The sequence below is a fragment of the Microbacterium sp. Root280D1 genome, from assembly GCF_001428975.1.
GTDB lineage: Bacteria > Actinomycetota > Actinomycetes > Actinomycetales > Microbacteriaceae > Microbacterium.
The window spans coordinates 1,255,156-1,278,833 of record NZ_LMJK01000002.1; the positions used below are offsets into that span (position 1 = coordinate 1,255,156).

Annotated in this window: 17 protein-coding genes and 3 rRNA genes; all 20 read right to left on the reverse strand. The window is 65.2% G+C overall.

The features are described from left to right. Positions 1 to 161 precede the first annotated feature (161 nt). Positions 162 to 1,100: an NUDIX domain-containing protein gene (locus tag ASE34_RS12310; RefSeq protein WP_056278991.1), complete on the reverse strand. Its 939-nt coding sequence runs from the start codon at positions 1,098 to 1,100 to the stop codon at positions 162 to 164. Between the two features lie 108 nt (positions 1,101 to 1,208). After that, positions 1,209 to 2,729 (reverse strand): ribosome biogenesis GTPase Der, encoded by a 1,521-nt coding sequence (gene der, locus ASE34_RS12315; protein ID WP_053096842.1) that lies wholly within the window; start codon positions 2,727 to 2,729, stop codon positions 1,209 to 1,211. Then, positions 2,722 to 3,396, reverse strand: a complete 675-nt coding sequence (cmk, locus tag ASE34_RS12320; RefSeq protein ID WP_056278992.1) for a (d)CMP kinase — start codon at positions 3,394 to 3,396, stop codon at positions 2,722 to 2,724. The genes der and cmk overlap by 8 nt, the downstream gene beginning before the upstream one ends. Beyond that, complete coding sequence (locus ASE34_RS12325; RefSeq protein ID WP_082297845.1) at positions 3,389 to 4,534, reverse strand: prephenate dehydrogenase; 1,146 nt, start codon at positions 4,532 to 4,534, stop codon at positions 3,389 to 3,391. The genes cmk and ASE34_RS12325 overlap by 8 nt, the downstream gene beginning before the upstream one ends. Beyond that, on the reverse strand, positions 4,531 to 5,319 hold the full coding sequence (locus ASE34_RS12330; protein WP_056278993.1) for a pseudouridine synthase: 789 nt from the start codon (positions 5,317 to 5,319) through the stop codon (positions 4,531 to 4,533). The genes ASE34_RS12325 and ASE34_RS12330 overlap by 4 nt, the downstream gene beginning before the upstream one ends. A gap of 76 nt (positions 5,320 to 5,395) precedes the next feature. Continuing rightward, positions 5,396 to 6,010, reverse strand: a complete 615-nt coding sequence (scpB, locus tag ASE34_RS12335) for an SMC-Scp complex subunit ScpB (protein ID WP_056278994.1) — start codon at positions 6,008 to 6,010, stop codon at positions 5,396 to 5,398. After that, on the reverse strand, positions 6,000 to 6,818 hold the full coding sequence (locus ASE34_RS12340) for a segregation and condensation protein A (protein ID WP_056279127.1): 819 nt from the start codon (positions 6,816 to 6,818) through the stop codon (positions 6,000 to 6,002). The genes scpB and ASE34_RS12340 overlap by 11 nt, the downstream gene beginning before the upstream one ends. 58 nt (positions 6,819 to 6,876) lie before the next feature. Further along, positions 6,877 to 7,710: a ParA family protein gene (locus ASE34_RS12345; RefSeq protein WP_053099169.1), complete on the reverse strand. Its 834-nt coding sequence runs from the start codon at positions 7,708 to 7,710 to the stop codon at positions 6,877 to 6,879. 156 nt (positions 7,711 to 7,866) lie between these two features. Beyond that, positions 7,867 to 8,769, reverse strand: coding sequence for a site-specific tyrosine recombinase XerD (gene xerD, locus ASE34_RS12350; protein WP_056278995.1), 903 nt, complete (start codon positions 8,767 to 8,769; stop codon positions 7,867 to 7,869). Positions 8,770 to 8,771: 2 nt separating this feature from the next. Continuing rightward, on the reverse strand, positions 8,772 to 9,350 hold the full coding sequence (locus ASE34_RS12355) for an NUDIX domain-containing protein (protein ID WP_053099170.1): 579 nt from the start codon (positions 9,348 to 9,350) through the stop codon (positions 8,772 to 8,774). Between the two features lie 14 nt (positions 9,351 to 9,364). After that, positions 9,365 to 11,083 (reverse strand): CTP synthase, encoded by a 1,719-nt coding sequence (locus ASE34_RS12360; RefSeq protein ID WP_053096852.1) that lies wholly within the window; start codon positions 11,081 to 11,083, stop codon positions 9,365 to 9,367. 17 nt (positions 11,084 to 11,100) lie between these two features. Then, positions 11,101 to 12,792 carry a DNA repair protein RecN gene (recN, locus tag ASE34_RS12365; protein ID WP_056279129.1) on the reverse strand — a complete coding sequence of 564 codons (1,692 nt, stop codon included), beginning with the start codon at positions 12,790 to 12,792 and terminating at the stop codon, positions 11,101 to 11,103. After that, complete coding sequence (locus ASE34_RS12370; protein WP_053096854.1) at positions 12,789 to 13,703, reverse strand: NAD kinase; 915 nt, start codon at positions 13,701 to 13,703, stop codon at positions 12,789 to 12,791. The genes recN and ASE34_RS12370 overlap by 4 nt, the downstream gene beginning before the upstream one ends. After that, positions 13,700 to 14,497, reverse strand: coding sequence for a TlyA family RNA methyltransferase (locus ASE34_RS12375; RefSeq protein WP_056278996.1), 798 nt, complete (start codon positions 14,495 to 14,497; stop codon positions 13,700 to 13,702). Before ASE34_RS12375 ends, ASE34_RS12370 begins: the two co-directional genes overlap by 4 nt. Next, positions 14,494 to 14,670 carry a hypothetical protein gene (locus ASE34_RS18025; RefSeq protein ID WP_171821925.1) on the reverse strand — a complete coding sequence of 59 codons (177 nt, stop codon included), beginning with the start codon at positions 14,668 to 14,670 and terminating at the stop codon, positions 14,494 to 14,496. Before ASE34_RS18025 ends, ASE34_RS12375 begins: the two co-directional genes overlap by 4 nt. A gap of 63 nt (positions 14,671 to 14,733) precedes the next feature. Beyond that, a complete protein-coding gene (locus ASE34_RS12380; protein ID WP_056278997.1) occupies positions 14,734 to 15,771 on the reverse strand; it encodes an HAD-IIA family hydrolase in 1,038 nt (345 codons plus the stop codon). Then, entirely contained in the window at positions 15,771 to 16,802 is a 1,032-nt protein-coding gene (locus ASE34_RS12385) for a hypothetical protein (RefSeq protein WP_235567496.1), read from the reverse strand. Before ASE34_RS12385 ends, ASE34_RS12380 begins: the two co-directional genes overlap by 1 nt. 1,357 nt (positions 16,803 to 18,159) lie before the next feature. Then, a 5S ribosomal RNA gene (gene rrf, locus ASE34_RS12395) occupies positions 18,160 to 18,277 on the reverse strand. Positions 18,278 to 18,386: 109 nt separating this feature from the next. Then, positions 18,387 to 21,491: ribosomal RNA gene (locus ASE34_RS12400) — 23S ribosomal RNA — on the reverse strand. Between the two features lie 406 nt (positions 21,492 to 21,897). Next, positions 21,898 to 23,422 (reverse strand): 16S ribosomal RNA (locus ASE34_RS12405). The 16S, 23S and 5S rRNA genes sit together here, the layout of an rRNA operon. Positions 23,423 to 23,678 lie beyond the last annotated feature (256 nt).

The window sequence follows — 23,678 nt, forward strand, 5'->3', positions numbered from 1 at the left end:
GAGCGCAGCATCCTCACGCTGAGCGCAGCACGCGTCACGCTGAGCGCAACGCCCCTCAGGCTGAGCGCAGCCATCGTCGGACGAGGGGGCGCACAGCCAAGACGAAGCGGAGCGCGCGCTGAGACGGAGCGGAGCACGCACTGAGACGAAAGCGGCCCCGACTATTGCGGGAGCACGCTCAACAGCCAGCCCGCCGAGCGCACTTGCGCCGCGCCCGCTGCGTCGACGCGTTTCTGCAGCTCGCGGTCGCTCGAGACGACCACGACATGCTGCCCAGCATGCGTCCGACGCTCCACCTCAGCCACAATCGCATCGTCTCCGCCCCCGTCGGCGCGGACGATCGAGACGCCACCTGCGGGAAGCAGCTCGGGCACCTCCGCATCGGCGTCCGACGACGGAGTCACGATCCCGCGCGCCTGTCCCTCGACGACGAGAGCGATCTCCGGGAACCAGGTCGCTCCCCCGACCCCGAGGTCGGCCGCGGGCACAGCGAGTCCGTCGAGGCGCGAGGCAAGACGAGCCGTCGCACCGGCACGATCTCTCCACCATCCGTTCGGCACAGAGCCGACCACGTTGGCGGCGTCGACGACGAGCGACAGGCGCACATCGAGCAGGGTGCGCAGAGCGGGCCAGGCGCTACCGAAACCGGGGTGCAACGGCCGTGCGTCCACCTCATCGACGGGCACCCACTCGAGAGCCACGCTCTCGGGGTCACTGATCACGGGGTCGAACGGACGCACCACATCGGCGATGACGGTCGTGTACGACCACACGTCCAGATCGAGCACGCTGGTGAACCGGGGTCGCACGGCCGCATCCGGAACCCCGGCCTCTTCCTGCGCCTCGCGCACTGCGCCCACGATCGCGCTCTCGCCCTCGTGCATGGCGCCGCCAGGCAACCCCCATGTCCCACCGAAGTGCGACCAGGACACCCGGTGCTGAAGAAGGATCCCGCGTTCCGGATCGACGGCGAGCAGTCCAGCCGCGCCGAAGCGCCCCCAGTACTTCTCCCCCGAGGGGGCGATCACCCAGGCGTCGCCCGGGTTTCGCGGCCCATCTGGGCGGCGGGGTTCACCTGCGGCGGGAGGTACGACAGTCACCCCTTCAGCCTGTCACAGCATCCGGCTGTCGGCATCCGCCGGGGTCATACGCGGGAACAGCTGTGCCCGCGCGGAATCGCGCGGGCACAGCTGTCGAATCGGGTGCGATCAGCGCTGGCGCTTCTCGCGGACCCTCATGTTGATGACGATCGGAGTTCCGTCGAATTCGTAGAGCTCGCGCAGACGACGCTGAATGAAGCGGCGGTAGCCCGGGTCGAGGAATCCCGTCGTGAACAGCACGAACGTCGGCGGACGCGTCGATGCCTGCGTGCCGAACAGGATGCGCGGCTGCTTTCCGCCACGCAGCGGGTGCGGGTGCTCGGCGACGAGCTCTGCGAGGAAGGCGTTGAACTTGCCCGTCGGGATGCGACGGTCCCAGTTCTCCAACGCCGTCTCGAGCGCCGGCACGAGCTTGTCGAGGTGACGACCGGTCTTGGCCGAGATGTTCACTCGGGGCGCCCAGGCGACGTGCGCCAGGTCCTGCTCGATCTCACGCTCGAGGTACCGACGTCGATCGGCGTTCTCGAGGTCGTCATCGTTCAGACGATCCCACTTGTTGAATGCCAGCACGAGAGAGCGGCCCGACTCGAGCACGAGATCGATGATGCGGACGTCCTGCTCGCTGATCGTCTCGGACACATCGAGGACGACGACCGCGACCTCCGCCTTCTCGAGAGCAGCGGACGTGCGCAGCGACGCGTAGAAGTCAGCACCCTGCGCCATGTGCACCCGGCGGCGGATGCCGGCGGTGTCGACGAGGCGCCAGAGCTTGCCACCGAGCTCGACAATCTCATCGACCGGGTCACGGGTGGTTCCCGCGAGGTCGTTCACGACCACGCGCTCTTCGCCGGCCGCCTTGTTGAGCAGCGAGGACTTGCCGACGTTCGGGCGACCGAGGATCGCGACGCGCCGCGGCCCGCCGATCTCGGCCTTCGCGACCGCGGAGACATCCGGCAGCTTCTTCAGCAGCTGGTCGAGCAGATCGGCGACGCCACGACCGTGGATCGCCGACACCGGGTAGGGCTCGCCGAGGCCGAGGTTCCAGAGAGCCGCAGCCTCAGGCTCCTGACGAGCGTCGTCGATCTTGTTGGCGACGAGGAAGACCGGCTTGCCGCTCTTGCGCAGCAGCTTCACGACGTGCTCATCGGTCGACGTGGCGCCGACCATGGCGTCGACGACGAACAGCACGATGTCGGCGAGGTCGATCGCGACCTCCGCCTGCGCGGCGACCGAGCGGTCGATGCCGCGGGCGTCGGGCTCCCAGCCGCCCGTGTCGACGAGCGAGAAGCGACGGTCGGCCCACTCGGCCTTGTACGTCACGCGGTCGCGGGTCACGCCGGGGGTGTCCTCGACGACTGCCTCACGACGGCCGAGGATGCGGTTGACGAGAGCCGACTTGCCGACGTTCGGTCGACCGACGATCGCGACGACCGGCAGGGCCGGGAAGAATTGGATCCCGTCCTCACCCATCGTGATGCCGGCGAGAAGGGCGGCATCTTCATCGTCCAGGTCGTAGTCGGCGAGGCCGGCGCGCAGGGTCTCGGCGCGCGCCTCGGCGAGCTGCTCGTCGAGCGACTCCATCTTCTCGGCGAGCTGGTCGGGGCCGCCTTCGTATTCGTCGTCAGCCATGGTGTACTCCTCGGATTCGTTCGATCACCGCGAGGACGGCGTCGATGGTCTGTGTGAAATCGAGCTCCGTCGAATCGACGACCTCGACGCCGTCTGCGGCGTTCAGGAAGTCGACGACGGCGCTGTCTGATGCGTCGCGCTTGTGCAGTGCGGCCGCGACGGCCTCGGCGTTCTCGCCGGCGAGCTCGCCGGCACGTCGTGCGGCGCGCACCTCGGGCGCAGCCGTGAGGAGGATGCGCACCGGGGCGTCGGGAGCCACCACGGTGGTGATGTCCCGCCCCTCGACGACGACCGCCGGGTACGGCGCCTCGGCGACGAGGGTGCGGAAGAGACGATTGACCCGGTCCCGCACCTCGGGCACACGGGCGACGCCGCTCACCGCGCTCGAGACCGATGGTTCGCGGATCGCGTCCGTGACGTCGACCTCTCCGACGAGCACGGTGCGATCGTCGGGGTCGAGGCCGAGGCGCACAGGGAAGTCGGAGACGGCGTCGAGCACCGCCGCGGCATCCGCCGTGTCGGTGCCTCGATCCAGCACATGCCAGGCGAGAGCGCGGTACGCGGAGCCGGTGTCGAGGTAGCCGAAGCCCAGAGCCCGAGCGACCGCCTTGGACACGCTGGACTTGCCGGAGCCGGCGGGCCCGTCGATCGCGATGAAATCAGTCATTGGTCGTACCTGCAATCCGCCAGCCGCGTTCCTGAAGTCCGGTGATCGCCCCGTGCAGCGCAGCAGGGTCGACGCTGATCTCGGCCAGGCCGAACTGCGCGCCCGGCGAGTGCTCGAGACGGAGGTCCTCGACGTTGACGCCGAGCTCTCCGAGTTCGCCGAACAGTCGACCGAGCTGGCCGGCGGTGTCGTCGACCATCACGACCAGGGACTCGAATCGCTGGTTCTGCCCATGCTTTCCGGGAAGACGTTCGACGCCGTCGTTGCCCTGCCGGATCGTCTCGGCGACCACACGCCGAGCCCCGGGGGCCTCGGGCGCGCGCAGAGCGTCCGACACTTCGCGGAGATCGGATGCCAGAGCGTCGAGGATCTCGACCACGGGCCCGGCGTTCGCTCCGAGGATCTGCACCCAGAGTTCGGGTGCGGATGCCGCGATACGCGTCGTGTCGCGGACGCCCTGGCCGGAGAGGCGCAGCGCACCCTCGTCGGCGGTGGCGAGACGGCCGGCGAGCAGGCTCGCGACGACCTGAGGAACGTGGGAGGTGAGAGCGACCGAGCGGTCGTGCTCCTCGGGAGTCATCTCGAGCGGCATCGCTCCGACATCGAGGGCGAGCGCTTCGACGAGCGCGAGATCGGTGGCGGTCGTGTCGGCATCCCGGCACACCACCCAGGGGCGGCCCACGAAGAGGTCGGCGCGCGCAGAGATCGCTCCGCCGCGCTCGCGTCCGGCGAGGGGGTGCGAGCCGATGTAGCGGGTGAGGTCGACGCCACGGTGCTGCAGGCTGTGCAGGGGCTCGAGCTTGACACTCGCCACGTCGGTGACGACAGCGTGAGGGAAACGACTCAGCTCCGACTCGATGACATCCGCGGTGACATCCGGCGGCACGGCGACCACGATCAGCACCGGCGAATCGTCCTCGGCGGCCGAGCGGCCCGCCCCGTAGTCGATCGCGAGACGCAGCTGGGCGGGCGAGGTGTCGGCGAGCACCACGTCGACACCCTTCGCACGAAGGGCATGTCCGATGCTCGCGCCGAGCAGCCCGGCGCCGACGACGCGAACGGTTCCCGAGAGTCTGGCCGCGATTCGTGGCGCGACAGAACTCCGAGCCCCCGTGGGCGCACTCGTCGTATCGGTCACTCGTTCTCCTGTTGCTCGCCTGGCGCCTCGGCGACACCGGAATCACGGCGCGACAGAGTCAAGAGTGCGCCGAGTTCGATTTTAGTCAGTTCGCGCGTCTTCCCAACCGGGAGGGTTCCCAGGTGCAGCGGGCCGAACTGGCGGCGCACGAGTTCGGTCACCGGGTGGCCGACCGCTGCCAGCATCCGTCGGACGATGCGATTGCGCCCGGAGTGCAGTGTCAGCTCGACGAGACTCGACCCGCGAGAGGTGTCGAGCAGCCTCGCCTTGTCTGCCGCGATCGGACCGTCGTCGAGCTCGATGCCCCGGGTGAGCTTCGAGATCGTCTGCGCGGTCACTTCGCCTTCGACCTTGGCGATGTAGACCTTGGTCACCCCGAACGACGGGTGAGCGAGCACGTGAGCGAGGTCTCCGTCGTTGGTCAGCACGAGCAGCCCGCTGGTCTCCGCGTCGAGCCGCCCGACGTTGTAGAGCCGCTCCTCGTAGTCCTCGGTGAACCGGCGCAGATCCGGGCGATCGTTCTCGTCCCGCATGCTGCTGACGACCCCGGTGGGCTTGTTCAGCATCACATAGCGCTTCGACACATCGAGCTGAACAGCGGTGCCGTCCACATCGATGAGATCGGTCTCGGGGTCGACGCGACGGCCGAGCTCGGTGACGGTCACGCCGTTGACACGGATGCGCCCTTCGACGATGTACTGCTCGATCACGCGTCGCGAGGCCACGCCCGCCGCCGACAGCACCTTCTGCAGGCGGATGCCCTCTGGTGTCTCGAAGCCGCTCATCGGATGGTCCCTTCGTTGAAACTGATTCTGCGCGTCGCGCCGTCGCGGCCGGTCGCTGCCGTCAGGACGACCGAGATCATCGGATGGTCCCTTCGTCGAAGCCGTCCGCGCCGTCGTCGAGCAGAGGAGAGATGGGGGGCAGCTCGTCGAGCGAGTTGATGCCCAGGTGCTGCAGCAGAGCGTCGGTCGTGCCGTAGTTGATGGCGCCGGTCTCGGAGTCCGCGAACAGCTCGGTGATGAGACCTCGTGCGAGGAGCGTCCGCACGACGGAGTCGACGTTCACCGCGCGGATCGACGCCACCTGGCTGCGCGTGACGGGCTGCTTGTAGGCGATCACCGCGAGCGTCTCGAGCGCCGCCTGCGAGAGTCGCGCCGGCGCTTGTCCCCCGACGAACTCCGCGACGACGTCGTCGTGATCCTCCCGGACGTACAGGCGCCACCCCCCGCCGACCTCACGCAGCTCGAAACCCCGTCGCGGTCCGTGACCCTTGCCGTCGTAATCGTCGACCAGCGTCTCGATCGTCTGTCGGACGGCCGCGACCGGTGATCCGACGGCAGCGGCGAGAGCGACGAGTCCGATCGGCTCGTCGATGATCAGCAGGATCGCCTCGATGCGCTCGGAGAGGGGCGTGTCACGCACGGCCGGCTCGGTCACGGCTCCGGTCGCTGCGTCAACGGTGTCATCGGTCATAGTCGGCTCCCAGGGATGCCAGTGTCTCGTCCGACCAGGAGTCGGCTGCCCAGCGCAGCGTGAGCTCGCCGAGCGGTTCCAGTTGCTCGAAGGAGAGTGCGGCGTGCCGGTAGAGCTCCAGCACGGAGATGAACCGCGCGACCACGATCCCGGGCTCGCTCACACCTGCGACCAGCTCGCGGAAGCTCACGGACTCCGCCGCGCGCAGCAGAGTGACCACGATCGCGGCCTGTTCGCGGATGCTGACGAGCGGAGCGTGCAGGTGATCGAGGCCGACATGCGGGATCTCCTTCGGCGCGAACGCGAGGAGCGCGAGCGCGGCGAAGTCATCCGCGCTGAGCGACCACACGAGCTCGGGGGTCTTTCGCCTGTGCTTCTCATCCAGCCGGACAGCACGCACGTGCCGACGGTCCTCGCGCTGCAGGCATCGGGCGAACCACGCCGAGACCTCTTTGAAGGCGCGGTACTGCAGGAGTCGCGCGAAGAGGAGGTCACGTGCTTCGAGGAGAGCGACGGCTTCGGCATCCACCAGCTCGCCCTGAGGCAGCAGTCCCGCCACCTTCATGTCGAGCAGCGTCGCTGCGACCACCAGGAACTCGGACGCCTGATCGAGCTCCTCGTCGTCGTCGAGCTCCTTGAGGTATGCGATGAACTCGTTCGTGACGGCGCTCAGCGACACCTCGGTGATGTCCATCTCGTGCTTCGAGATGAGGTTCAGCAGAAGGTCGAACGGGCCGTCGAAGTTCGACAGTGAGACGCGGAACCCGGCATCCGCCGGCGGTGCGGTGTCAGCGATGTCTGAGCCGATGTCCGCGACGGACTGAACGGGCGAGACGGACTGAGCCGGGGTGTCTGGCGGCTCGAGCTCAGGCGACAGCGCCACGGGCGACCAGCTCCCGCGCCAGTCGCAGGTACGCCTGCGCGGCAGCGTGCTCCGGAGCGAACTCGGTGATCGGCACACCGGACACCGATGCATCGGGGAACTTGACGGTTCGACCGATCACGGTCTCCAGGACGTCGTCCCCGAACGCCTCGACCACACGCTCGAGAACCTCACGCGAGTGCAGGGTGCGCGGGTCGTACATGGTGGCGAGGAGGCCGTCCATGGTGATCGACGGGTTCAGCCGGTCGCGCACCTTGTCGATCGTCTCGATCAGCAGCGCCACACCGCGAAGCGCGAAGAACTCGCACTCGAGCGGGATGATGACGCCGTGAGCGGCGGTCAGCGCGTTGACCGTCAGCAGACCGAGCGAGGGCTGGCAGTCGATGAGGATGACGTCGTACTCCCCCGCGACCTGGCGGAGGACACGGGCGAGGATCGTCTCGCGGGCGACCTCGTTCACGAGGTGCACCTCAGCGGCCGACAGGTCGATGTTCGCCGGCATGACGTCGAGGCCCTCCACACCCGAGTGCACGATCGCATCATGTGCGTCGCGCTTGGTGTCGAGCAGCAGATCGTAGATCGTGGGCACATCGTGCGTCTGAATGCCGAGACCTGCCGACAGTGCGCCCTGCGGGTCGAAGTCGACCGCGAGGACCTTCCGGCCATATTCGGCGAGAGCCGCAGCGAGGTTGATCGAGGTCGTCGTCTTGCCGACGCCGCCCTTCTGATTGCAGAGGGCGATGATGCGGGCGGGACCATGCGAGGCGAGCGGAGCAGGGGTCGCGAAGCCGTGATAGGGACGCCCGGTGGGTCCCATGGGGGTGTCGTCGGTCTTCGACGTCTTCGCCCTGGACTTCGCCGCGTTCTCAGCCACCGATTCTCCTGCTCGTTTCGTGCTTGATCGAGTCTACCGATCGCCCGGAGGGTTCCACGCCTCGCCCGCGGCGATCCCGCGTTTTGGCCGCAGCTCGGCTCACCGGGCGCGAGGGTGCGACGTCGCGTAGATGTCGCGCAGCGTGTCGACAGACACGTGCGTGTAGATCTGGGTCGTCGCGACCGAGGCGTGTCCGAGCAGCTCCTGCACGACGCGCACGTCTGCGCCGCCCTGCAGCAGGTGCGTGGCGAACGAGTGCCGCAGCGTGTGCGGTGAGACCTCGGCGGTGATGTGCGCGTTCTCCGCGGCCGCGCGGATGACCAGCCAGGCGCTCTGGCGCGACAGGGGCGCACCGCGCGCGCCGAGGAACAGCCGCGCCGACGCCCGACCCTTCACTGCGAGCCCGGGACGGACCCGGGTGAGGTACGCGTCCACCGCTGCGCGGGCGAACGAGCCGATCGGCACGATACGTTCCTTCGACCCCTTGCCGCGGAGGCGCAGGACATCGCCATGAGCGAGGTCGTCGACGTCGAGCCCGACGGCCTCCGACACACGAGCGCCGGTCGCGTAGAGCAGCTCGAGCAGGGCCCGGTCACGGATGCCCAGCGGATCCTCCGCGCTGGGGGCGCCGAGGAGGCTCTCGACCTGGTCGATCGTCAGGGCCTTCGGCAGACGCCGCGGGGCCTTGGGCGGACGGAGACGGCCGCTCGGGTCATCCGGTTCGATCCCTTCACGCGCCAGGAACCGGTGCCATCCGCGCACCGACGACTGCAGACGGGCGAGGCTCGTCGCCGCAGGAGCCGGATCGGCCCCGGAGCGATCGGCGATGAAGCGTCCGACGACCGCAGCGCTGATCTCAGCGGTGTCCGTCACCCCCTCGGACACGAGCCACTCCAGATACGTGTCGAGGTCGCGTCGATACGCCGAGATGGTGTGCTCGCTGAGGCCGCGCTCGATCGTGACGTGGCGCAGATACGTGTCCAACGCTCGGTCGAGCTGCATGCTCAGCTCCGGTCGCGCAGCCTCTGGGCGGCCGCGAGGACGCCGATGCTGAGGATGCCGTTGCGCATCCGCCCATCGAGCACCGCGGCGACCGCGGCATCGAGCGGCACCCACTCCACGCGGATGTCAGCCTCTTCGTCCACGCGCGCGTGCGCTTCGTTCGCCGTCGACACACCACTCGCGAGGAAGACGTGGATGACCTCGTCGTTGCCACCCGGGGTCGTCCACGACGATACGAGCGGCTCCCAGTGCGCGGCGACGAGATCGGCCTCCTCCGCCAGCTCGCGCTGAGCTGCCGCGAGGGGCTCCTCCCCCGGCATGTCGAGCAGACCTGCCGGCAGCTCCCAGTCGCGGTGACGGATCGGGTGCCGGTACTGCTGGATCAGCAGTACGCGACCCTGGTCATCGAGCGCGAGGATCGCTACGGCGCCGGTGTGCGCGACATACTGACGGCGGATCTCCCCGTCGCCGTAACGCACACGGTCGTCGCGCACATTCCAGACGGCACCCTCGTAGACGAGGTCGCTCTGCAGAACCTCCGGCTGGAAGGGCTCGTCTCTCAGCTCATCGAACTCAGACATGGGCTTCGCCACGCTCAGGCGACTGCTTCGCCGAACTCGGCATCGGCCTCGACGTCGAAGAGCTCGCTCGAGCGGTGACGCTCGATCGCAGCCCCGACCAGGCCACGGAACAGCGGGTGCGGGTCGGTCGGGCGCGAGCGGAGCTCCGGGTGCGCCTGGGTGGCGATGTAGTACGGGTGGACGTCCCGCGGGAGCTCGACGTACTCGACCAGGTCGAGCTCGGGGTTGAGACCCGAGAAGACCAGACCGGCCTCGGAGAGACGCGCACGGTAGGCGTTGTTGACCTCGTAGCGGTGGCGGTGACGCTCCGACGCCTCGGGGCCGCCGTACAGCTCGCTCGCCAGGGAGCCCTCCGCCAGCGCCGCCTTGTAGAGGCCGAGCCGCATCGTGCCACCCAGGTCTCCACCGTCGAGGATCTCGATCTGCTCCGCCATCGTGGCGATGACCGGCTCGGTCGTCTCGGGGTCGAACTCGCTCGACGACGCGCCCTCGATGCCGGCGACATCACGGGCGTATTCGATGACCATGCACTGGAGGCCGAGGCAGAGGCCGAGGGTCGGAATTCCCTGCTCGCGCGCGAACTTCAGCGCACCGAGCTTGCCCTCGATCCCACGGATGCCGAAGCCACCGGGAACGCAGATGCCGTCGAGTGCGGCGAGCTGCTCGCGGGCGCCCTCGGGGGTCTCGCAGCGGTCCGACGGGATCCAGCGGATGTTGACCTTGGTCTCCTGTGCGAAACCGCCGGCCTTCAGCGCTTCGGTCACCGAGAGGTAGGCGTCCGGCAGGTCGATGTACTTGCCGACCAGGCCGATGGTGACCTCGTGCTTCGGGTTGTGCACGGCGTGGAGGACCTTGCTCCAGCGCGACCAGTCCACCTCATCGGCAGCCTTCTGGTCGAGTCCGAGGCGGCGCACGATGTACGAGTCGAGCCCCTGGTCGTTGAGCGTCGAGGGGATGTCGTAGATGCTCGGCAGATCGACCGTGTTGATGACGCCCTCGGCGTCGACGTCGCACATGAGTGCGATCTTGTTGCGGTTGCTCTCGCTCACAGGCCGGTCGCTGCGGAGCACGAGGGCATCGGGCTGGATGCCGACCTGACGGAGGGCCGCCACCGAGTGCTGGGTCGGCTTCGTCTTCTGCTCACCGGATGCGCCCATGAACGGAACCAGCGAGACGTGCACGAAGAACACGCTGTCGCGTCCGAGCTCGTGACGCAGCTGACGAGCGGCCTCGAGGAACGGCTGCGACTCGATGTCGCCGACCGTTCCGCCGACCTCGGTGATGATCACGTCGGGGCGAGGATCCTCGGTCGCCTGCAGACGCATGCGGCGCTTGATCTCATCGGTGATGTGCGGGATGACCTGCACGGTGTCGCCGAGGTACTCGCCGCGACGCTCGCGGGCGATGACCTGCGAGTAGATCTGACCGGTCGTGACGTTCGCCGCCTGCGACAGGTTGATGTCGAGGAAGCGCTCGTAGTGGCCGATGTCGAGGTCGGTCTCGGCACCGTCATCCGTGACGAAGACCTCACCGTGCTGGAACGGGTTCATCGTGCCCGGATCGACGTTGAGATACGGGTCGAGCTTCTGCATCACGACGCGGAGTCCGCGTGCGGTGAGGAGGTTGCCGAGGCTTGCGGCAGTGAGCCCCTTACCCAAAGACGAAACGACACCACCCGTCACAAAGATGTGCTTGGTCGTGTCGTTCTTGGGCCCCGCAGAAGAAGAGTTCATCACGGGCTTCGATCCTATCAGGAGGTGAGGGCGCCGAGGCTGAGAAGTTCTCGGGCGTGGGTGATCGCGGCATCCGAATCGGTCAATCCGGACAGCAGTCGGGCCATCTCGGCCTCGCGCTCCTGGCCTTCGAGACGGCGGACACTCGATGCGGTGACTGCTCCGTCGTGGGATTTCACGACGGACAGGTGGTTGTTGGCGAACGCGGCGACCTGAGCCAGATGAGTCACGGCGATCACCTGCGACTTCTCTGCGAGTCGGGCGAGTCGTCGGCCGACCTCGATCGCCGCCGCACCGCCGATGCCGGCATCGACCTCGTCGAAGACGAAGGTCGGCACGGGGTCGGTGCCGGCGATCACGACCTCGATGGCGAGCATCACGCGCGACAGCTCACCGCCGGATGCCCCCTTCGAGACGGATCGAGGTTCGGCACCGGGGTGGGGCGCGAGCAGGATGGCGACGTCGTCGCGGCCGTGAGCGCTCTCCGCCCCGGGCGTGACCGCGACCTCGAGAGTCGCGTCCGGCATGGCGAGCTCGTGCAGCTCATCGCTCACGGCGACGCCCAGTCGTGCTGCGGCTGCGGTGCGCTCCGCGGTCAGTGCCTCGGCCCGGGAATCCAGCTCTGCACGAGCGGCGTCCCGTTCGGCCTCGAGGCGTGCGAGCCGCTCGCCGTCGTCTTCGAGTTCGGCGAGCCGGGTCGATCCGGTCTGCCACAGCTCGAGAGCCTCGTCCAGCGAACCGTGCGCACGGATGAGCGTGCTCAGTGCCGCGCGCCGCTCTTCCACCGCCGCGAGCTCGTGCGGTCCCGATTCGTCGAGATCGGCGAGGTAGGCGGAGAGCTGTCCGGCGATGTCGGCGATCCGGTAGCCGATGTCGGCGAGGCCTGCGGATATCTCGGTGAGCGCGGCGTCGGAGACCCGTTCGAGCGCGCGACGCGCCTCGGCGATCAACGCGGATGCGTCGGGCTCGCCCTCTTCGTTCGAGAGCGCGCCGTGGGCGAGCGAGGCCGCGAGGCGCAGCTCCTCGGCGTTCGCCAGGCGCTCGGCCCGTGCCGACAGCTCGACGTCCTCGCCCGGTTCGGGGGCGGCAGCCTCGATGAGAGCAAGTGCCTCCCGAAGCCGGGAGGCCTCGTCGGCTCGGCGATCACGGTTCTCGGTGATGTCCGCGATTTCGGAATCCAGTTCGCGCCACCGGGTGAACGACGATGCGTAGGCGTCGAGCGCCCGGGCGATCGGCGCTCCTCCGAAGCGATCGAGCGCATCGCGCTGCGCAGCGGCAGAGCGCAGCCTGAGCTGCTCGGACTGACCGTGCACGACGACCAGCTCCTCGGCCAGGGCCGATAGCACACCCGCCGGCGCCGCGCGTCCTCCGACGCTCGCACGGCTGCGTCCCTCGGCGCTCAGCGTGCGTGAGACGTACAGCTCTGCGGCACCGGAACCGGCGGGTTCCAGCTCGCCCCCGGCGTCTGCCACGATGTCCGCGACGTCGCCGGTCTCGGGGACGATCCACACACCCGCGACCGAGGCCTGGGTGGCACCGGCACGCACCGCTCCGGAATCGGCGCGCTGACCGAGCAGCAGCCCGAGGCCGGTCACGACCATCGTCTTGCCTGCACCGGTCTCACCTGTGATCGCGGTGAATCCAGGCCCGAGAGGCAGCACGGCGTCGGCGATCACGCCGAGTCCCTGCATCCGCATCTCCTCGATCATGACGCTGCCCCCTGCCCGCGCCATCCCGCGACCGGCAACTGGAACTTGCGCACCAGACGATCGGTGAACGCGGTCGGGTGCAGACGCGCGAGGCGCACGGGGCGCGATGATCGCCGCACGACGACTCGGGCCCCCGGCGGCAGGTCGTGGGATCGTCGCCCGTCGCACCAGAGGATGCCGGCGCCGGACGTGCCTTCGAGCATCTCGATGGCCACGGCGGCATCGGGGCTGACCACCAGCGGCTTGGCGAAGAGCGCGTGCGCCGAGAGCGGCACCACCGCGATGGCTTCGACGCTCGGCCAGATGACCGGACCGCCCGCGGAGAAGTTGTAGGCCGTGGACCCGGTCGGAGTGGACACGACCATTCCGTCGCATCCGAAGCTCGAGAGGGGGCGTCCGTCGATCTCGAGCACGACCTCGATCATGCGCTCCCGACTCGCCTTCTCGACAGTCGCCTCGTTGAGGGCGAACGTCTCGTAGACCACCTCGCCGTCGACGTCCTTGACCCGGACCGACAGCGCGAGACGCTCTTCGACCTCGTAGTCGCGGTCGATGACGCGGCGCATGGCGGCATCCATGTCATCGCGGTCGATCTCCGCGAGGAATCCGACGTGGCCCATGTTGATCCCGAGCACGGGAGCCGCGCAGCCGCGCACCAGCTCGGCGGCTCGCAGGATCGTGCCGTCGCCGCCCAGGACGATCGCGAGCTCGAGCTGCTCCTGCTGCACCGTCTCGCCGAGCACGTCGACATCCGCGAAGCGGGCATCGACGGCACGCAGGTCGAGGCTGTCGTCGGCGGCGAGCACGGGGCGCGCCCCCGCGCCACGCAGCGCATCGACCACGCGGAGGGCCGCTTCGACCGTGTCTTCCCTGCCGGCATGGGCGACGACCAGGATGTTGCGCTCGTTCATCGTCTCCCTGTCAGTTCGTTGATGCGGTCCGACCATTCTGACGGATCACTGCCGCGGCCCGGTGCGAGGTGCAGAAGGTATTCCGTGTTCCCGTGGGTCCCGAGAATCGGGGAGGACAGGATGCCGAGCATGCCGAGCCCCGCGTCCCAAGCGCTCCAGGCCGTCCGCGCGACGGCGTCGGCGCGCGTGGCGGGGTCTGTCACCAGTCCCCCGCGCACGGCCGTTCGACCGACCTCGAACTGGGGTTTGACCAGCAGCACGATGTCGGATCCCGCCGCTGCCACGCTCGCGACGGCCGGCAGGACATGCTCGAGCGAGATGAACGAGAGGTCGCCCACGATGAGGTCGGGGGCTGCGTCCTCCCCGGTCACCTCCCTCAGGTTCTCTGGGGTCATGTATCGGACGTTGTACCCCTCGACGCGCACCACACCGGGATCGGACGCGACGGCAGCGGCCATCTGATCGTGTCCGACGTCGACGGCCAGCACACGACGCGCTCCGCGCTCACGCAGCACCTGGGTGAAGCCACCGGTGGAGGCACCCATGTCGAGCGCCAGGCGCCCTTCGGCAGAGATGCCGAAGCCGTCGAGCGCGGCGACCAGCTTGTGCGCGCCGCGACCGACATAGTGGTCGGCACCCGCGACGGAGATCTCGGCCTCATCGCTGACAGGCGTCGACGCCTTCACGACCGGTCGGCCGTCGATGCTCACCAGACCGTCAGCGATCAGGGTTGCGGCGTGGGTGCGTGAGCGGGCGAGTCCTCGCGCGGCGAGGGCAGCGTCGAGTCGCGTCATCGGGCGCCCGGCGCATCGCGCTGATCGAGTCTCGCGCCGCTGTCGAGGCGGCGGGACAGCTCGTCATGCAGCCCGGAGTAGGCGTCTGCTCTGGCAGCGAGAGGCTGCCCCTCGATCAGGCGCAGGCGACTCCACAGACCATCGGTCGGTGCGTTCGTCGTCTCTTCGCTCACGCTTCTACTGTACGCGGCAGGGCCGACACGTCGTCGGAGCCACGGCGAGGGCCCGGCTGCCCGTCAGGGCCGGTGGAAGGGGTCGTCGTAGAGGCGCTCAGGGACGCGAAGCACGAACACCGGTGTCCCGGAAGCCCAGATCGCGGCTGCCCCGGCGCGCAGCAGATCGATCTGCGCCTCGCCCTCGGCGATGATCTCGACATCCGCACCGCTGACGCGGACAGACGCGCCGTTGACCGAATAGACGCCGTCCTTGGACGTGAGCTCCGGGTACGGCTGGTGCAGTTCCCGCAGATCGCTCAGGATGTACGTCGGACGGGATCCTTCCGGTGCCGCGAGCACATGCTTCGGCCGGTCGATGCCCGTGAGCACCAGCGCGGAGTCGATACCCGCCCTCACCGCCCCGAGAATGTCGGTGTCGAGACGGTCGCCGATGAACAGCGGCTTCGTCGCGCCGAAGCGCGACGTGGCCTCCTCGAAGATCGGAGTCTCCGGTTTGCCTGCCACTGTCGCGAGCCGACCGATCGCCGTGTGCACGGCGGACACGAGCGTCCCGTTGCCCGGGGCGACGCCGCGTTCGCGCGGGATCGTCCAGTCGGTGTTGGTGGCGATCCACGGGATGCCGCCCTCATCTTCGGGGAGCTTCAGGGCGAATGCCGCTTCTGCGAGGTCCGTCCAGGCGACCTCAGGGGCGAAGCCCTGCACGACCGCATCCGGAGCATCCTCAGCACTGCGAGTCACCGTGTAACCGGCCTTCTCGGCCTCGTCCACGAGCCCGGCTCCCCCGACGATCAGCAACGTCGCCGGAGGGGGCACGATCCCGGCGAGCAGCCGCATGGCGGCCTGCGGGCTGGTGATGACATCAGCCGGGGCGACGTCGAGACCCAGGCTGCTGAGGTGCTCGGCGACCGACGCGTCGGTGCGCGACGCGTTGTTCGTGATGTAACCGAGTCTCGCGGTCTCACCGGCCGCGTTGAGGCTCTCCACCGCGTAGGGCAGCGCGCCAGGGCCCGCATAGACGACGCCATCCAGGTCAGCGAGCACGGCGTCGACGCCGTCGAGCGGCGTGCGCAGTGCGGACTTCTTGGAGAACAGCCCCACTACGCCTCCTCAGAGGGCTCGGATGCTGTGCGCTTCGCGTCGATGTCGGCGAGGTCGCCGTCCTCGTCCTCGTCCTCGCCGAGAAGCTCACGTACCTCATCGTCGATCGACGGTTCCGGCTCGATATCGGACTCGGTGTCCGCCTCTTCAGCACCTGCAGCCGCGATGGTCTCGTCGGACTCGGCGGGCTCCAGTTCGGACTCAGAATCGTCTGACCCGGAATCGTCGGACTCCGAGTCGTCGGACTCAGAATCGTCGGACTCAGAATCGGACCGGCCGTCTTCAGCATGGTCGTCATCGAAGTCACCTTCGATGAGACCGTCTTCGATGATGATCTCCTCATCACCGGCTTCGTCGACGCCCAGCGCTTCCGCAGCGACCTCGGCGCGATGCGCCCAGAACTCTGCCTCGTCGGTGCGCCCCAGGTCCTCGAGCACGGCGGCGCGCGCAGCGAAGAGCGCGGGGCTCCACTCGAATGCGCGGTCGGGGTCGAGCTCAGGGATCTCGAGTTCGCCGAGCGCGAGTTCGAGGTCGCCCTGATCCAGACGTGCACCCGACATGGCGATCGCCAGCGAGACACGGACGGGCGTGGTCAGAGCGGTCCGGTCGACAGCGCGACCGGTCTCGAGCGCACGGTCGGGGCGGCCGATGCCCCGCTCGCTGTCGACCATCAGGGCGATCTGATCGTCCTTGCCGGAGATGCGGCGGTACGTGCGCAGCTCACGCAGCGCAAGAGCGAAGTCCTCGGTCGCATAGGCGGTGATCCCGAGGGTCTCGCGGACGATCGCGATGCGGCCGGCACGGCGGGATGCTGCGAGAGCGTGCTCATGAGCGAGAGCGGGATCCTCGTCGATGAGACGCGACGCCATCGCGAGGTGACGAGCGACGAGGTCGGCGTTCTCCTTGCTCAGGGTCTTCAGCTCATTGCGCGCCGACGTGTGTAGGTCACGGGCCGTGACGTCATCGGGGATGTGCGGGTCGTTGAAGCGAGGACGATCGCCCGATGCCTGCACCGGACGCTCACGGTCCACTCCCCCACGCTGCGGGTACGAGCGCGACGAGTCGCGGTCCTGCCGCGGCGCGCGGTCATCGCGGTTGTAGCCACCCGTGCGGGGCCCGCCATCGCGGTTGTCGCGGTTGTAGCCGCCCGAGCGCGGTGCGCCACCGTCACGGTTGTCGCGGTTGTAGCCGCCGGTACGGGGGGCGCCACCGTCGCGACTGTCGCGGTTGTACCCACCGGTACGGGGAGCGCCACCTTCACGGTTGTAGCCACCGGTACGAGGTGCGCCACCGTCGCGACTGTCACGGTTGTAACCGCCCGAACGCGGAGCGCCACCATCACGGTTGTCGCGGTTGTACCCACCGGTACGGGGAGCACCACCGTCACGGTTGTAGCCACCGGTACGAGGTGCGCCACCTTCACGGTTGTAGCCACCGGTACGAGGTGCGCCACCGTCACGGTTGTAGCCACCGGTACGAGGTGCGCCACCTTCACGGTTGTAGCCACCGGTACGAGGTGCGCCACCTTCACGGTTGTAGCCACCGGTACGAGGTGCGCCACCGTCACGGCTGTCACGGTTGTAACCGCCCGTACGAGGAGCGCCACCGTCACGGCTGTCACGGTTGTAACCGCCCGAACGCGGAGCGCCACCGTCACGGCTGTCACGGTTGTACCCACCAGTGCGAGGAGCACCACCGTCACGGCTGTCACGGTTGTACCCACCAGTGCGAGGAGCACCACCATCGCGATTGTCGCGGTTGTACCCACCAGAACGCGGAGCACCACCATCACGGCTGTCACGGTTGTACCCACCCGAACGGGGAGCCCCACCGTCGCGGTTGTAACCGCCAGTGCGCGGGGCACCACCATCGCGGTTGTAACCGCCAGTGCGCGGAGCACCACCATCGCGGYTATAGCCGCCCGAACGGGGAGCGCCACCATCACGGTTGTCGCGGTTGTAGCCGCCCGAACGAGAAGCGCCACCATCACGGTTATCGCGGTTGTACCCACCAGAACGGGGGGCACCACCATCGCGGTTGTACCCACCAGAACGGGGGGCTCCTCCGTCACGACTGTAACCGCCCTCGCGGCGGGGTGCGTCGTCGCGACGCGGACCGCTGCTGCGATTCTGTTCCGAGCGTCCTCCGGAAGGTCGGTTACTGCGCGATCCCTGGTCGTTGTTGCGACGCGGACGGCGCTCTTCCTCTTCCGGCATGATGCTCCCTGTTCTAGATGTTGTTAACGCAAAATGGCCACCCAACGATGGGTGGCCATTTGCTTAAAAGAAGTCCGGCGGTGTCCTACTCTCCCACAGGGTCCCCCCTGCAGTACCATCGGCGCTGTGAGGCTTAGCTTCCGGGTTCGGAATGTAAACCGGGGTAAAAGAAGTCCGGCGGTGTCCTACTCTCCCACAGGGTCCCCCCTGCAGTACCATCGGCGCTGTGAGGCTTAGCTTCCGGGTTCGGAATGTAAACCGGGCGTTTCCCTCACGCTATGGCCGCCGAAACACTATTGATGTTTCAATCAAACCTATAGACAAATCATTGTTGTCTGTAGGGTTCTCGACCGTACATCGAGAACCACTCAGTGGACGCGTAGCACCAACAAACGGTGTGTTATCAAGTCATCGGCTTATTAGTACCAGTCAGCTGCATGCATTACTGCACTTCCACATCTGGCCTATCAACCCAGTAGTCTGGCTGGGAGCCTCTCACCCGAAGGTATGGAAATCTCATCTTGAGGCCGGCTTCCCGCTTAGATGCTTTCAGCGGTTATCCATCCCGAACGTAGCTAATCAGCGGTGCTCCTGGCGGAACAACTGACACACCAGAGGTTCGTCCAACCCGGTCCTCTCGTACTAGGGTCAGATCCTCTCAAATTTCCTACGCGCGCAGCGGATAGGGACCGAACTGTCTCACGACGTTCTAAACCCAGCTCGCGTACCGCTTTAATGGGCGAACAGCCCAACCCTTGGGACCTACTCCAGCCCCAGGATGCGACGAGCCGACATCGAGGTGCCAAACCATGCCGTCGATATGGACTCTTGGGCAAGATCAGCCTGTTATCCCCGAGGTACCTTTTATCCGTTGAGCGACAGCGCTTCCACAAGCCACTGCCGGATCACTAGTCCCGACTTTCGTCCCTGCTCGACCTGTCAGTCTCACAGTCAAGCTCCCTTGTGCACTTACACTCGACACCTGATTGCCAACCAGGTTGAGGGAACCTTTGGGCGCCTCCGTTACTTTTTGGGAGGCAACCGCCCCAGTTAAACTACCCACCAGGCACTGTCCCTGAACCGGATTACGGTTCGAAGTTAGATATCCAGAGTGACCAGAGTGGTATTTCAACAATGACTCCACATGAACTGGCGTCCATGCTTCACAGTCTCCCACCTATCCTACACAAGCCACACCGAACACCAATACCAAGCTGTAGTAAAGGTCACGGGGTCTTTCCGTCCTGCTGCGCGTAACGAGCATCTTTACTCGTAATGCAATTTCGCCGAGTTCGCGGTTGAGACAGTTGGGAAGTCGTTACGCCATTCGTGCAGGTCGGAACTTACCCGACAAGGAATTTCGCTACCTTAGGATGGTTATAGTTACCACCGCCGTTTACTGGGGCTTAAATTCTCAGCTTCGCCTTGCGGCTAACCGGTCCTCTTAACCTTCCAGCACCGGGCAGGCGTCAGTCCGTATACATCGTCTTGCGACTTGGCACGGACCTGTGTTTTTAGTAAACAGTCGCTACCCACTAGTCTCTGCGGCCTCCAAACGCTTTCGGAGCAAGTCCTAATACGTCGAAGGCCCCCCTTCTCCCGAAGTTACGGGGGCATTTTGCCGAGTTCCTTAACCACGATTCTCTCGATCTCCTTGGTATTCTCTACCTGACCACCTGAGTCGGTTTGGGGTACGGGCGGCTAGAACCTCGCGTCGATGCTTTTCTTGGCAGCATAGGATCATCCACTTTTTATCCGCATCGTGTCTCAGCCTATGTGAGAGACGGATTTGCCTATCTCTCGGCCTACGCACTTGCACCAGGACAACCATCGCCTGGCTTGGACTACCTTCCTGCGTCACACCTGTTAATACGCTAACCGCACCAGAATGGGGTCGTGCGCTAGGCCCAACGCGTCACCCCGAAGGGATCAGTCACTGGGATTCAGACACTTAGCACTACTGGATTAGCTTGGGCGGTTCTTCGCCGGTACGGGAATATCAACCCGTTGTCCATCGACTACGCCTGTCGGCCTCGCCTTAGGTCCCGACTTACCCAGGGAAGATTAGCTTGACCCTGGAACCCTTGGTCTTTCGGAGGACGTGTTTCTCACACGTCTTTCGCTACTCATGCCTGCATTCTCACTCGTGTAGCCTCCACGGCTGGTTTACACCGCCGCTTCGCTGGCCACACGACGCTCTCCTACCCATCRACACGGCTGGACCACGAAGGCCTACCAATAATGTCAATGCCACAACTTCGGTGGCGTGCTTGAGCCCCGTTACATTGTCGGCGCGGAATCACTTGACCAGTGAGCTATTACGCACTCTTTCAAGGGTGGCTGCTTCTAAGCCAACCTCCTGGTTGTCAAGGCAACTCCACATCCTTTCCCACTTAGCACGCGCTTTGGGACCTTAGTTGGTGGTCTGGGTTGTTTCCCTCTCGACTATGAAGCTTATCCCCCACAGTCTCACTGCTGCGCTCTCACTTACCGGCATTCGGAGTTTGGCTGACGTCAGTAACCTTGTAGGGCCCATCGGCCATCCAGTAGCTCTACCTCCGGCAAGAAACACGCAACGCTGCACCTAAATGCATTTCGGAGAGAACCAGCTATCACGAAGTTTGATTGGCCTTTCACCCCTATCCACAGCTCATCCCCTCAGTTTTCAACCTAAGTGGGTTCGGTCCTCCACGACGTCTTACCGTCGCTTCAACCTGGCCATGGATAGATCACTTCGCTTCGGGTCTAGGACATGCGACTGAATCGCCCTATTCAGACTCGCTTTCGCTACGGCTACCCCTCAACGGGTTAACCTCGCCACATATCGCTAACTCGCAGGCTCATTCTTCAAAAGGCACGCTGTCACAGCTACTAAGGCTGCTCCAACGGTTTGTAAGCAAACGGTTTCAGGTACTATTTCACTCCCCTCCCGGGGTACTTTTCACCTTTCCCTCACGGTACTTGTCCGCTATCGGTCATCTGGGAGTATTTAGGCTTATCAGGTGGTCCTGACAGATTCACACGGGATTTCACGGGCCCCGTGCTACTTGGGATACTCTTCGCGCCACGGTTGGCATTTCGACTACGGGGTTGGCACCCTCTATGACCGGCCTTTCAAGACCGTTCGTCTATACCATCGTGTAACGCCGCCATCTCGGCAGAGATGACTGAAAAGTCCCACAACCCCCAACGTGCAACGCCTGCCGGCTATCACACACGCTAGGTTTAGCCTGTTCCGGTTTCGCTCGCCACTACTAACGGAATCGCGGTTGCTTTCTCTTCCTGTGGGTACTGAGATGTTTCACTTCCCCACGTTCCCTCTACCCGCCCTATATATTCAGGCGGGAGTCACTAGGTCGGCACGCCGCCCAGCGGGGTTTCCCCATTCGGACACCCTCGGATCAAAACTTGCTTATCAGTTCCCCGAGGCTTATCGCAGATTGCTACGTCCTTCTTCGGCTCCAGATGCCAAGGCATCCACCGTTTGCTCTTAAAGACTTGAAATCACATGAGTTTGAATCAGAATCGACACCAGGCACGAAGGCCTGGCATGAAATTGACTAATGATCTTTAAGATCATCTTGTGCAACCGACCGAAGCCGGCTGCAAGATGCTCGCGTCCACTGTGTAGTTCTCAAAGTACGGGCGGTACCCCTTCTCGCCACCCCCACAGGGGAAACAACAAGAGGCCCAGAGGTACAGAAACGATCCGAAGATCGCATCCGGTCCCTCAGGACCCAACAGCGTGCAGGTGCGACATCCGAAACCCTCCCCGTTCCCACCGCAAGCGGTGTACTAAGCGAGAGCTTCTTCCTTCGCACCATGTCAAATGTTCCACCCATGAGCTCCCAGCGAAGAACGAACGTCTTCGATCTGGGTTCTGGACTCCGAAGAGTCAGATGCTCCTTAGAAAGGAGGTGATCCAGCCGCACCTTCCGGTACGGCTACCTTGTTACGACTTAGTCCTAATTACCGATCCCACCTTCGACGGCTCCCTCCACAAGGGTTAGGCCACCGGCTTCAGGTGTTACCGACTTTCATGACTTGACGGGCGGTGTGTACAAGACCCGGGAACGTATTCACCGCAGCGTTGCTGATCTGCGATTACTAGCGACTCCGACTTCATGAGGTCGAGTTGCAGACCTCAATCCGAACTGGGACCGGCTTTTTGGGATTCGCTCCACCTCGCGGTATTGCAGCCCTTTGTACCGGCCATTGTAGCATGCGTGAAGCCCAAGACATAAGGGGCATGATGATTTGACGTCATCCCCACCTTCCTCCGAGTTGACCCCGGCAGTATCCCATGAGTTCCCACCATTACGTGCTGGCAACATAGAACGAGGGTTGCGCTCGTTGCGGGACTTAACCCAACATCTCACGACACGAGCTGACGACAACCATGCACCACCTGTTTACGAGTGTCCAAAGAGTTGACCATTTCTGGCCCGTTCTCGTATATGTCAAGCCTTGGTAAGGTTCTTCGCGTTGCATCGAATTAATCCGCATGCTCCGCCGCTTGTGCGGGTCCCCGTCAATTCCTTTGAGTTTTAGCCTTGCGGCCGTACTCCCCAGGCGGGGAACTTAATGCGTTAGCTGCGTCACGGAATCCGTGGAATGGACCCCACAACTAGTTCCCAACGTTTACGGGGTGGACTACCAGGGTATCTAAGCCTGTTTGCTCCCCACCCTTTCGCTCCTCAGCGTCAGTTACGGCCCAGAGATCTGCCTTCGCCATCGGTGTTCCTCCTGATATCTGCGCATTCCACCGCTACACCAGGAATTCCAATCTCCCCTACCGCACTCTAGTCTGCCCGTACCCACTGCAGGCCGGAGGTTGAGCCTCCGGATTTCACAGCAGACGCGACAAACCGCCTACGAGCTCTTTACGCCCAATAATTCCGGATAACGCTTGCGCCCTACGTATTACCGCGGCTGCTGGCACGTAGTTAGCCGGCGCTTTTTCTGCAGGTACCGTCACTTTCGCTTCTTCCCTGCTAAAAGAGGTTTACAACCCGAAGGCCGTCATCCCTCACGCGGCGTTGCTGCATCAGGCTTGCGCCCATTGTGCAATATTCCCCACTGCTGCCTCCCGTAGGAGTCTGGGCCGTGTCTCAGTCCCAGTGTGGCCGGTCACCCTCTCAGGCCGGCTACCCGTCGACGCCTTGGTGAGCCATTACCTCACCAACAAGCTGATAGGCCGCGAGCCCATCCCCAACCAATAAATCTTTCCAGTAACTGACCATGCGGTCGCTACTCGTATCCAGTATTAGACGCCGTTTCCAGCGCTTATCCCAGAGTCAGGGGCAGGTTGCTCACGTGTTACTCACCCGTTCGCCACTGATCCCACAGAGCAAGCTCCGTGTTCACCGTTCGACTTGCATGTGTTAAGCACGCCGCCAGCGTTCATCCTGAGCCAGGATCAAACTCTCCGTAAAAAAGAAATGCATACGACACCGGGAAAACGGTGACGCAGCGAGTTTGATGCTGACCAAAGAGACAAATCATTGCTGACTTTATCCGTTGCCAACCCCACAARGAGGTTGGTCTTTGATCCAAAGGAATCTCATCCAGCCGAAGCTGAATCGAGGTTATTTGGCATTTGACAAGTGCACGCTGTTGAGTTCTCAAGGATCGGATGCTCCCACGACCCAGTCATCACAACCAGGCCCGAAGGGCAACTTCTCTATCTTA